The sequence below is a fragment of the Bacillus niameyensis genome (assembly GCF_001375535.1).
Lineage (GTDB): Bacteria > Bacillota > Bacilli > Bacillales > Bacillaceae_C > Lederbergia > Lederbergia niameyensis.
In genome coordinates, this window is the sequence record NZ_LN831197.1 from 309,539 (window position 1) to 321,189 (window position 11,651).

The 11,651-nt window shown below is 36.7% G+C and carries 11 protein-coding genes and 1 tRNA gene; 10 read left to right on the plus strand and 2 right to left on the minus strand.

Annotation, left to right across the window (positions count from 1 at the left end):
• The first annotated feature begins 196 nt into the window (after positions 1–196).
• The 10 genes from BN1243_RS01535 to BN1243_RS01580 all read left to right on the plus strand — a co-directional run bounded on the left by BN1243_RS01535 (position 197) and on the right by BN1243_RS01580 (position 10,501).
• Positions 197–1,363, plus strand: a complete 1,167-nt coding sequence (locus tag BN1243_RS01535) for a Gfo/Idh/MocA family protein (protein WP_230200073.1) — start codon at positions 197–199, stop codon at positions 1,361–1,363.
• Between the two features lie 206 nt (positions 1,364–1,569).
• On the plus strand, positions 1,570–2,619 hold the full coding sequence (locus BN1243_RS01540) for a mandelate racemase/muconate lactonizing enzyme family protein (protein WP_195892063.1): 1,050 nt from the start codon (positions 1,570–1,572) through the stop codon (positions 2,617–2,619).
• A 34-nt stretch (positions 2,620–2,653) separates the two neighbouring features.
• The gene (locus BN1243_RS01545) at positions 2,654–3,583 is read left to right on the plus strand and encodes an ABC transporter permease (protein ID WP_062110288.1); all 930 of its coding nucleotides are present in this window, start codon (positions 2,654–2,656) and stop codon (positions 3,581–3,583) included.
• 7 nt (positions 3,584–3,590) lie between these two features.
• Entirely contained in the window at positions 3,591–4,454 is an 864-nt protein-coding gene (locus BN1243_RS01550; protein ID WP_062104527.1) for a carbohydrate ABC transporter permease, read from the plus strand.
• Between the two features lie 45 nt (positions 4,455–4,499).
• Positions 4,500–6,053 (plus strand): extracellular solute-binding protein, encoded by a 1,554-nt coding sequence (locus tag BN1243_RS01555; RefSeq protein ID WP_069201822.1) that lies wholly within the window; start codon positions 4,500–4,502, stop codon positions 6,051–6,053.
• 70 nt (positions 6,054–6,123) lie between these two features.
• Positions 6,124–6,903 carry a sugar phosphate isomerase/epimerase family protein gene (locus BN1243_RS01560; RefSeq protein ID WP_062104529.1) on the plus strand — a complete coding sequence of 260 codons (780 nt, stop codon included), beginning with the start codon at positions 6,124–6,126 and terminating at the stop codon, positions 6,901–6,903.
• 264 nt (positions 6,904–7,167) lie between these two features.
• The gene (locus BN1243_RS01565; protein ID WP_230200074.1) at positions 7,168–8,565 is read left to right on the plus strand and encodes a sulfatase family protein; all 1,398 of its coding nucleotides are present in this window, start codon (positions 7,168–7,170) and stop codon (positions 8,563–8,565) included.
• A 123-nt stretch (positions 8,566–8,688) separates the two neighbouring features.
• On the plus strand, positions 8,689–9,195 hold the full coding sequence (locus BN1243_RS01570) for a metallophosphoesterase (protein ID WP_062104530.1): 507 nt from the start codon (positions 8,689–8,691) through the stop codon (positions 9,193–9,195).
• A 119-nt stretch (positions 9,196–9,314) separates the two neighbouring features.
• A complete protein-coding gene (locus tag BN1243_RS01575) occupies positions 9,315–10,271 on the plus strand; it encodes a formylglycine-generating enzyme family protein (protein WP_062104531.1) in 957 nt (318 codons plus the stop codon).
• A gap of 77 nt (positions 10,272–10,348) precedes the next feature.
• The gene (locus BN1243_RS01580) at positions 10,349–10,501 is read left to right on the plus strand and encodes a hypothetical protein (RefSeq protein ID WP_230200075.1); all 153 of its coding nucleotides are present in this window, start codon (positions 10,349–10,351) and stop codon (positions 10,499–10,501) included.
• A gap of 7 nt (positions 10,502–10,508) precedes the next feature.
• Here the strand turns inward: BN1243_RS01580 and BN1243_RS21475 are convergent, their stop codons facing one another.
• Positions 10,509–10,640: a YjcZ family sporulation protein gene (locus BN1243_RS21475; RefSeq protein WP_084781777.1), complete on the minus strand. Its 132-nt coding sequence runs from the start codon at positions 10,638–10,640 to the stop codon at positions 10,509–10,511.
• A gap of 774 nt (positions 10,641–11,414) precedes the next feature.
• A tRNA-Arg gene (locus BN1243_RS01590) sits at positions 11,415–11,488 on the minus strand.
• Between the last annotated feature and the right edge of the window lie 163 nt (positions 11,489–11,651).

The following is an 11,651-nucleotide window of genomic DNA, read 5'->3' on the forward strand; positions in this document are numbered from 1 at the left end:
AGTAAATTTTTGATACGTTTGGTGTAGGGAAATATTGGGAAAGAAGCTCGAATGCCAAAAATATGTAAATCATTTAAGCAATATGAATAAACTCTTCTGCTGAATTAACTAAACATTCTGATATATCTGCGAGCCATTTATTGTTTGATCTAGATTATTCTTTTTGTTTACTATTTTAGTAATCGTTTACTACCTAGTGAAGAACTATCTATTAAGTATAAAGGAGTTGGAGGAATTGGTTAAAAGGCGTTTTGGAGTAGCCATTATTGGTTGTGGCATTATTTCGTTAGAACATGTTAAAGCTTATCAAGCGTTTAGTGAACAATGTGAAATAAAGGCAGTATGTGATCTTTTACCAGAAAAGGCTAGTAAACTAGCTAACTTTATTGGGGGAAATGTAAGGGTATATACAGATTTTAAGGAAGTTATTTCCCGTGAAGATATCGATATTGTATCTATATGCACTCCACCTTTTGCTCATAAAGAGGCTGTAATTGCTGCGTTTACAGCTGGTAAACATGTACTTTGCGAAAAACCACTTGCTGCATCTTTAGCAGATTGCGATGAAATGATTGAAGTCGCTACGAAGAATAATAGAAAGTTAGCGGTTAGTTTTCAATATCGTTATCGCCAAGATTTTAACAAGATGAAACACATTTTAAATAGAGGAAGTTTGGAACGAGTTACTTTTGGCCAATTAAATGGCCTATATTGGCGTGGAAAATCTTACTATGAAGTTGACTGGCGGGGGAAATGGAATACCGAGTGTGGCGGAGTCACTATTAATCACGAAATACATATGTTAGATATCTTTTTATGGTTAATGGGTGAAGTTGAATCTGTTTCAGCCGAAATAGAAACTGTCCTACATGACATTGAAGTGGAAGATGTTTCAATGGCAGTCTTAAGATTCTCCAATGGGGCGATTGGACAGGTAAACGGAACTGTAAGCTCAGTGATTGGTGATGTTTCAATGAGTATATCTGGTGAAAATAAAGGGGTTAGTTTCCCGCTCAAATACCATGCTCTTATTGAAAATGATGGTGGATTCCCAATTCAGGATCAACAAGGAATAGAGGAACTGGAAAAGGTCGCGAATGAAATCGAAGTAGGAACATCCGATCATAGAGGACCGGTTGGGGATTTATTACAAGCCATTATAAGTGATGAGGATCCAATAGTGAATGGAATAGAAGCTCGTAAAGTAATTGAGGTAATCACAGCAATCTATAAATCTGCAACACAAGGGAAACGAGTCTATTTACCAATCGATAAAAATGATCCTTGGTATTCAACAACTGGGTTACAAAGGCTAGTAAAAAAGGGAAAGCAAAACAGTCTCCCCACAGAACAGTCCGGGTAAATAATGAACTGTAAAAATCAACTTATTTTTTATCTCAGAGGATTTTTCTGTAAGGCCTTTAATGGTAGCAGCTTTATGTTAATGAATTTTAGAATACTAAACGAAAGGGATACTTTATGAAAATTGTAAAGGTTGAGATATTCCCACTACTCATCCCATATAAAAGTAATTTTAGTATTGCTCGTGGAAAAGTAGGGGGAGGTGACATGAAACGAACAGTTATGATGGTAAAACTAACAGATGAAGATGGATTTGTAGGATGGGGTGAAGGATCACCAAGTTATTTATGGTCATCCGAAACAATCGAAACCGTAATTGCCACGCTGGAAAACTATTTTATTCCATCAATCATTGATGCTGATATCTACGATATTGATGAGTTTCATTCGCGAATGGAAAAAGCTATTGGACCTGCTTTTTCTACAAGTCATCCTATAGCAAAGTGTGCATTAGATACGGCAATTCATGATTTAAAAGCGCATAGGTTAGGTGTAAATATCTCTGAGATGTGGGGATTATGTCGAAACAAAGAGGTGACATTAAGCTGGACAGTTTCTGCTGATAATCTTCAGCAAGCAAAATTGATTGTTGAGGAAGGTTTAAGTCAAGGCTATCAAAATTTTAATGTCAAACTGGGAGCTGATCCAATACTCGATGTTCAACTATGTCATTACATAAAAAAAATGGTTCCTAATGGTTTTCTCTGGGGTGATGCTAATGGTGGGTACACATTTAATGAAGCAACTAAGTATATATCGTCTTTAGAAGATGCAGGTTTAGATTTATTGGAGCAACCCTTTTCTTCTAATGATTGGAGTAACTGGAAAAGGTTCAAGAATTTTGCGAGTATTCCCATTGCAGTTGATGAAGCAATCGTTTCACCTAAAGACTTAATGGAATGGATTAAACAAGATTTAATTACTGCTTTTACTACAAAAGTAACGAGAAATGGAGGGTTATATCCTTCGTTTCAATGTGCGATTATTGCGCAACAGGCAAATTTGCTTATTCTCTCAAGCGGACTTACAGAAACTGGTTTGGGATTAGCAACCAATCTTCATCTTGCGTGTGCATTTGGAATAGATTTACCGTGCGCTTGGAACGGACCACAATTTTTGGGTGACGATATTCTTACAAAACCATTAAATATAGAAGCGGGACGAATTCAGTTACCGAGTGGACCAGGTATCGGAGTAGAAGTAGATGAAGAAAAAGTAAGGTTTTTATCAAGAGATTTTTGGGATAATGGGAGGTAAGTATATGAGTAGTTTTCAAAAAGTTGAAACGAATATGGAAGCGCTTCCTGTAACTAAGAGGAAAAACCCTTTTTTAAAAAGATTAAATGACAGTAAGTATCTATTGATTTTATTTGCTCCTTGTTTAATCTATTATCTGCTTTTTCACTATGCACCAATGTTTGGGATTATTATTTCTTTTAAAGATTATAATTTGTTCAAAGGATTATTAGAAAGTGATTGGGTTGGACTAAAATATTACAAAATGTTTGTAGAAAGTCCTGACTTTTTCATATTACTGCGAAACACATTCTTATTAGGGTTATATAAATTTATCTTTGGGTTTCCAATTCCAATCATATTCGCTCTATTGTTAAATGAAGTGAAAAATATGTACTTTAAACGTTTTGTCCAAACAGTCAGTTACCTCCCGCACTTTATTTCCAACGTAATTGTCGCTAGCATGATCGTCATGTTCCTATCGCCCGATGGGATCGTGAATCGACTAATTGGCTTCTTAGGTGTTGAGCCATTGAACTGGATGATTATGCCAGAAATGTTTCGTACCATCTTCGTTTCTTCTGAAATATGGCAGCATATGGGATGGGAAACGATCATATTCTTAGCTGCTCTAACAGGAATTGACCCCCAACTTTATGAAGCTGCAGAAATTGATGGAGCCGGTCGTTTCGCGAAACTGATTCATATTACGATTCCGGGTATTTTACCAGCAATCTTTATTGTTGGAATTCTCAATATTGGTAAGATTTTGGAGATTGGCTTTGAAAAGGTTTTCTTACTCTATAATCCAGTAACCTATGAGACTGCAGATATTATTTCTACATATGTTTATAGGGTAGGTCTTGTACAGGGGAACTATAGTTATGCTACAGCAATTGGGATCTTTCTTGGAATAATCAGTTTTATTTTCTTATTTGCAGCCAATTATTTTGCTAAAAAGTCTGGGCAAGAAAGCCTATGGTAAGGAGGAAATGCTGATGTGGAGAAGGAAGATAACCCCTTTTACTATTGTTAATACTATTATTTTGCTAATTGTAGCCTTTGTTACAGTTTATCCATTTGTATATATGATAGCGGTTTCTTTAAGCTCAGATATTTATGTTATGAAGGGACAGGTGAATTTCTGGCCAAAAGAATTCACTCTTAAAAACTATGAACATGTATTAAGTGATTCCCGTATTGGAAGAGGATACCTTAACACTTTGCTCTATGTTTCTCTTGGAACATTCGTATCTTTGCTCGTAACAGCAATGGGAGCCTATGCTCTCTCAAAAAGTAGATTAATATTTCGTAAAGCTTTCATGCTATTAATAGTCTTCACGATTCTTTTCAGTGGCGGTATGATCCCGACCTTTTTAGTTGTTAAAAATTTGGGATTAGTTGACACTATTTGGGCAATGATTCTACCAACAGCAGTAAGTACATGGAATTTAATTATTATGAGAACATTTTTTTCTAGTATTCCAACAGAGTTAGAGGAAGCCGGGAAAATGGATGGTCTTAATGATATTGGGATATTTACTCGAATTGTGTTACCCCTTTCAAAACCTGTTCTAGCTACTATTGGTTTATTTTACGCAGTGGGGATTTGGAATAACTTTATGTCGCCATTGCTCTACCTAAGGAATGATGCTCTTTACCCATTGCAGGTTGTTTTAAGGAATATGGTTCTCGTGGAACAGATGGCGGATGTTTCATCAGGTGACGCTATTATTGTAGCAGAATCATTAAAATACGCTACGATCATGGCCTCAACGATCCCGATTTTACTGCTTTATCCGTTCCTTCAAAAATACTTTGTTAAGGGGGTGATGATTGGATCGATGAAGGGATAGTTGAAGCAGATAATCATTATAGAAAAATATGAAAGGGGTTATGGAATGAAAAAGCTCATTTTTAACTTATTCATGACGATGCTCGTATTAACTGTAATTGTTGGTTGCTCCAATGGAACATCATCACCAAATAATTCAACTCCTGACGATACAACATCAAGTAATTCTAAGGGGAAAGAACAAGCTGAAACGAATGGTGACAGACCAACAATAGTATTTTATACAAATGAACATCCTAGTTGGCCTACGAACAAAGAATGGCTCGTGTGGGATCTTATGGAAGAGGGAGGAAACATTAACCTTGACATTAAAATTGCACCAGATCCTTGGGCAGAATCATTGAACCTTACAATAGCTTCCGGAGATCTCCCTGATTTATTGCGCATGACATATCAACTTGGAAATAAATATGGGCAAGATGGTGCATTAATCAATCTTTTGGATCATATTGATCAAATGCCCAACTTAAAAGCATGGATGGAAGAATATCCTCTTGATGCTAGAAGGGCCATTTCTCATGATGGGAAAATGTATACATCCCCTAACGTAGGAATAGGTGAAACGAATCGAATGCTCTGGCTTTATCGGAAGGATATTTTTGATAAACACGGATTGGAAGCACCGAAAAATTGGGATGAATTATATACTGTATTAACTGAACTTAAAAAGCAGTATCCTGAGTCATATCCATTTGGGTTTCGAAACGGAACAGATAAATTAGTTAACTTTGCGCCGAATTTTGAAACGAGTTGGAATTATTACTATGACTATGATAAAGATGAATGGCGTTATGGTCCAATTGAAGATAATTATCGAGTAATGATTGAGTATATGAATAAATTTTACGAAGAGAAATTAATTCCGCCAGACTTTCTATCAACAGATACGGAACAATGGCAGCAGCTTATGTCAACGGACACGTCTTTTATAACTCAAGATTATATTGGTCGAATCGATATGTTCAATGCACCAAATCGTGAGACAAATCCTGATTATACTATTATTAATATGCCTCCTCCAGCAGGTTTTACGAATGGGAAACAACTAGATTACTATGCACATATAAATGATGCTGGTTATTCCGTTGCTGTTACTACTAAAAACTTGGAAGCAGTACTAGGATTTATTGATTGGACATTCTCTGAGGAAGGAAGAGACACTTTAAGTTGGGGTGTTGAAGGGGAAACATATGAGGTAGAAAACGGCGAGAAAAAATGGATTCAGGAATATCCAAGTCCGTCCGAACTTCGTACCGATACAGGGTTATCCTTATTTGGTACTTATTCATGGTTTGATTATGATGCTCATATGGCTTTATTTAGTGATGAGGTAAAGAAGGCGTATGAAGATGATCCCCAATATGATGCTCCAGTAGTCCCAGTGCCTGCTTTTACGGACGAGGAGCAAGAGATTATTGCGATTAAAGGTGAAGCGATTGCAAAACATAGAGATGAAGAGATTGCTAAATTTATTATTGGCAAGCGAGATTTCAGTGAGTGGGATGCCTATGTTGAAGAGATTAAGAAGTTAGGTATTGATGAAATGCTTGAGATTCATACAAAAGCCTATAAGCGAATGCTGGAAGTAGAATTAAATTAGCATTATAGAGGTGCTTCTAGTTTATTAAGAAGCACCTCAAATATTAATATCGGGAAATGGGGTTTCTTCTATGAAGTTTGGCGTTTGTGCAGGAATTGATAAGGCCCACATTGCTTACCGAGCAGGATATGATTTTATGGAATGCCAGATAGGTCATCTTGCTCCAGAGAAAAGTGATAAAGAAGTGAAAGAAATCATGAAGCAGATGATAGAAAGTCCTATTCCGATAGATGCTTTTAATATATTTTTGCCAGCAGAATTAAAAGTGACAGGTGCAAATGTTGATTATCATCGAATTCATCGATATATTGAAAAAGCTCTTCATAGAGTTAAACAAGTTGGAGGTAAAATTATCGTATTCGGAAGTGGCGGTTCTAGAAGTATTCCTGATGGATACTCGAAGAAGAAGGGACAAGAGCAGATCGTTTATTTCCTTAACCTAGTTGCAGATTATGCTGATAAACAAGGTTTAACTATTGTGATTGAGCCTTTATATAAAAAGGCATCAAATATAATTCATACAATTCCAGAAGCTGTAGAAATTTGTAGGAAGGTTAATAGGAGTTCTATAAAAGTTTTAGCAGATATTTTTCATATGATGGAAGAAAACGATTCGTTTGAGAATATTGTAAATTTTAGCGACTGTATTCGTCATATTCATATTTCGGATAATTATTCTCCACCAGGAACTGGAAACTACCCATTTGAGTTATTTGTAAATAATCTGCAAAAAACTCGTTATGATGGCAGGGTTTCTATTGAATGTATATGGGATGATTTTGATGAACAAGTTAATGAGGCTCTGAAATTTACAAAGAAATATTTTAAGGAATCATCACAATCTAATTAGATCAATAACGAAAAAAACGCCAAATGCTGATTATTATCAGATGGCGTTTTTTTATTTAAATGAATGTCGCAATTTTACAGATTGATATAATAACAGTGTGTTTACGAATGAAATCGTTCTGATATAATTACTTAATATAAGCGGTTAAAACTTCCAATAGATTAATTACAAATGATACCGTTCTCAAATATTCTACCATCACTAAAGAAATGTCTATGCCTGTTTACAGGTGACAGACACAATAAAAAAGGATAGGTGATATAATTGGGCGAAATTAAACAACCGAACATTATTTTTATTATGAGTGATGACCATGCGGCACATGCTATTAGTGCGTACGGAAGCCGCATTAATGAAACACCAAATCTTGATAGGATTGCTAACGAGGGAATGAGATTGGATAATTGCTTCTGTACCAATTCTATTTGTGCGCCAAGTCGTGCTTCTATTTTGACTGGTAAGTATAACCATATCAACGGTGTTAAAACACTTTATCAAGATTTTGATGCCCGTCAACAGCATGTAGGTAAGATATTGCAAGTGAATGGCTATCAAACAGCCATGATTGGAAAATGGCATTTAGGTCATGGAGGAAACAGTGATCCAACTGGCTTTGATTATTGGAATATTTTCCCTGGACAAGGTGCCTATCATGATCCGGAAATGATTGAGATGGGGGAAAAGAAGAAAATCCCGGGGTACGCAACAGATATAACAATAGATTTATGCTTGGATTGGCTTGAAAAAAGAGATGAAGAACAGCCATTCTTCCTAATGTGTCACCATAAAGCACCACATCGTCCGTGGGATCCAGATGAAAAACATCAGCATTTATATGAAGATATTGATATTCCCGAGCCAGAAACTTTCAATGATGATTACGACACTCGTACATATGCTGCTTTTGAAGCTGAAATGAGGATTGACCGCGATTTACGGAAGCGCGATGTGAAAGGGGAACCGCCAGAAGGCCTATCTGCCTCTGAATTGAAAAGTTGGTATTATCAGAGGTATATTAAAGATTATTTAAGGTGTATAGCTTCTATCGATGATAATGTGGGGAGATTGCTAGATTACTTGGATGAAAAAGGACTCACTGACGATACAATGATTATTTACACTTCAGATCAAGGCTTTTTCCTCGGTGACCATGGGTGGTATGATAAGCGCTTTATGTATGAGGAATCTTTAAGAATGCCATTTTTAATTCGCTATCCTCGTTCAATTAAAGCAGGCAGTGCAACGGATGCATTTGCATTAAATGTGGATTTTGCTCAAACTTTCCTCGATTATGCGGGAATTCAGTCTCCAGAAGATATGCAAGGGACTAGCTTAAGACCAATATTTGAAGGGGCAACGCCTAATGATTGGCAAAGTTCTATGTATTATCGTTATTGGGAACATCTAGATCCAGAACATAATGTTGCGGCTCATTATGGAATTAGAACACATAGATATAAATTAATTTGCTACTATGGTGAAGGATTTGGCTTGCCCGGTACAAGTGATAAGAAATTAGAACCGGTATGGGAACTTTTTGACCTTGAACAAGATCCACATGAACTAAAAAATGTTTATGATCATCCAAATTATCAAGATGCAGTTAAGGAGTTAAAAGAGCAATTATATGGTTTAAAAGAAAAAGTAAAAGACTTTGATTAAGTAGATCAATCTTAATGTCATTAAAAAAGATCGTTGCACTTAAGCAATAGATTTTCTTTTATCCCTTCAAATTTGTTAAAATAAAAAAAGTTCTCCAAATTATTAGTATGGGGGTGCAACGATTTGAAATTACTTATTGTCAGTGATAGCCATGGAGATAGAGTGATATTAAAAGAACTACGAGAAAAATACCAATACGATGTAGATTTGATGATTCATTGTGGCGATTCTGAACTTCGCGCTGTGGATCCGGCTCTAAAGGGATATTCCATTGTTAAAGGTAATTGTGATTATGATGAAAAATTCTCAAATGAACTTTTGTTAGGTGTGAAAGGGAATAAAATATATGTTACGCATGGCCATTTATTCCAAATAAAATCATCTCTATTAAAGATGTCATATCGTGCTAAAGAGCTTGAGGCTGACTTTGTATTTTTTGGTCACTCCCATTTGTTAAAGGCCGAAATGATAGAAGGCACTTTGTTTCTAAACCCAGGAAGTATTTTACTTCCGAGAGGCGGGAATGAAAAAACTTATGCTATTGTCGAAAAAGAAAAACTTGTCTGCACCGTTCGTTTTTATAATGAAAAACATGAAGAACTTACGGAGTTAGGAGTTGTATATAGCTAGTAGAGGGAAAGAGATATAATTGGAAAGCTTATTATCTCTTTACTATACGTTTAAATCAACAACAAGAATCTCGATATAAATGGGATTCTTGATTATTTATAATAATGGGGTTTTATATAATGGAAGAAACACAGAGGAAATCATGTTGTACAACTAGTCGTCCTAACGGTAATAAATCTGCTTTAGCAAAGGAACAACTAATATTTGCCAAAGATGATTTGAAAACTGGGATGATTGAAATCCCCGGTGGTGAATTTATTATGGGAACTTCTAGTAAAGAAGGGTTTCCCGCAGACGGAGAAGGGCCTGCACGAAAAATTAAAGTTGACTCATTTTTAATGGATTCGACAACTGTTACGAATGCCCAATTTTCTGAGTTTGTTAAGGAGACAGGGTATAAAACAGAAGCTGAACAATTTGGCTGGTCTTTTGTTTTTTACAGTTTATTGTCTCCAAACATGATTAGAAAGGTTAGACAAGTTGTCCGTGAAACTCCGTGGTGGTACACAGTTGAGGGAGCGTATTGGTATCAACCAGAGGGGCCGGACTCTAATATAGAAAGTCGAATGGATCACCCTGTTATTCATGTTTCCTGGAATGATGCTAATGCCTATTGCCAATGGGCAGGAAAAAGATTACCAACGGAAGCAGAGTGGGAATACGCCGCCCGAGGTGGTTTGGAGCAATTGAGGTATCCATGGGGCGATGAGCTAATGATGAACGATCAGCATAATTGTAATATTTGGCAAGGAGTTTTCCCGAAACATAATACTAAGGAAGATGGATATGAAGGGACAGCACCTGCTAAGTCCTTTCCGCCGAATGGATATGGGTTATATAATGTATCCGGAAATGTGTGGGAGTGGTGCTCCGACTGGTTTACAAGAAGTATTCACAATCGAGGGGGCCGGGAAAATCCGAAAGGTCCTGACTCTGGAAAAGCAAAGGTGATGCGAGGCGGATCCTATCTTTGTCATGAGTCTTATTGCAATCGCTATCGGGTAGCAGCACGGAGTTCGAATACTCTAGATAGTTCTTCAGGTAATATCGGATTTCGATGTGTAGCAGATATTTAGATCAAAAAAGTCACCCTATGATCAAAGGGTGACTTTGCTATTTGCAATTAGAGAAGAAGTTCTTTGGATTAATCCTAATGGTGCACAACATGGATTCGTTCATGATTTATTATTCAGTTAATGCACAGTCGATTATAAAGTTAATAAGAGCGCCAAGCGGAAGCGCTCTTAGCAAGAGTGATGAAAGTATCGACATTTCGGATACAGCTTATATAAGTGGCGGAGGATAAAAAATAATTAAAGAATCGTAGCCCCTATGATAATTAGCAGAATGAAAAGAACAACAATTAAAGCGAAGCCACTACCAAAGCCACGACCACCATAGCTTTCGCCAGCATAACCTCCGCCGTATCCACCGAAACAACTCACTTAGTTCACCACCTTTCTAATTCAATTTAGTCTATGTCAGTTGTATTCGATTGAACTAGTGATAAGCGGAATTAATGGAAAACAGGCGATTACTCGACAGGAACGAATTAATAGCGTTGAAAGGAGTGGATATAAAATGGTAGAAAAAAGTGTTGTGGTTAGTGGGTTGTGCATCCCATCGAAGTGATGTACTTAATGAGAGGTTTGTGGTCACACTACTCAATCTGTTGCAGAGTGGTCTCAGCCCAGTCCGAAAATGAGCCGGTGCCGTTGCAACTAAGACATGTCGGATCGATAAATGCTTCCGTGGCAAAAAAACCTCTGCCGGAACAGTCGGGGCACGTACCCTTGCGGCGGTTGATATTTATTTTCTTTTTAGTTTGAATAGCGCTCCATTCAGATATTCTGTTATTTATTTTGTTAAAAATCTCCATATTAATTCACCTCAGAATTTATTATGAGGAATTCTAAGGTATATTATTCATCTGTGAGTGTTCAGGTTCAATAAGACAATCAGATCAACTTTGGCTTTAAAACAGTAGGTATGCGATCGTGGATGTCCTTTACAAGCTCATTGGGTTATCCTTACATGAGTGGGTTTCCAAGTTTCCCATAATCCAGGCATAGCAAAGCTTGATCCGAATAGGAGTTTTGGATCAACTGATTTAGGAATCCAACACCATATGCTGATAAGCTTTATTACGATATATTGAAATTTGTATAAAAAAAGCGCCAAACCCTTGTATAACACTAGGTTTGGCGCTACTTTATTAACGTCCCAGGAGGGATTCGAACCCCCGACCCACAGCTTAGAAGGCTGTTGCTCTATCCTGCTGAGCTACTGGGACACGTCATCGAACGACATTTTTAATTATAGATGCGGTTTGTAGAAAAGTCAACACTCTTTTTTAAAAAAACTTGAAAAAAATTCCATTCAATTAAATTTAATCTATACTCTTATTTAATATGAGTGTATAGGACTTTGCAAGTAAATCGATTTTTTAGTGAGTT

Coding starts and splice junctions, on each gene's coding strand:
- BN1243_RS01540 (WP_195892063.1), top strand. CDS start 1,570: ATGAAACGAACAGTTATGATGGTAAAACTAACAGATGAAGATGGATTT.
- BN1243_RS01545 (WP_062110288.1), top strand. CDS start 2,654: ATGGAAGCGCTTCCTGTAACTAAGAGGAAAAACCCTTTTTTAAAAAGA.
- BN1243_RS01550 (WP_062104527.1), top strand. CDS start 3,591: ATGCTGATGTGGAGAAGGAAGATAACCCCTTTTACTATTGTTAATACT.
- BN1243_RS01555 (WP_069201822.1), top strand. CDS start 4,500: ATGAAAAAGCTCATTTTTAACTTATTCATGACGATGCTCGTATTAACT.
- BN1243_RS01560 (WP_062104529.1), top strand. CDS start 6,124: ATGAAGTTTGGCGTTTGTGCAGGAATTGATAAGGCCCACATTGCTTAC.
- BN1243_RS01575 (WP_062104531.1), top strand. CDS start 9,315: ATGGAAGAAACACAGAGGAAATCATGTTGTACAACTAGTCGTCCTAAC.
- BN1243_RS01580 (WP_230200075.1), top strand. CDS start 10,349: ATGGTGCACAACATGGATTCGTTCATGATTTATTATTCAGTTAATGCA.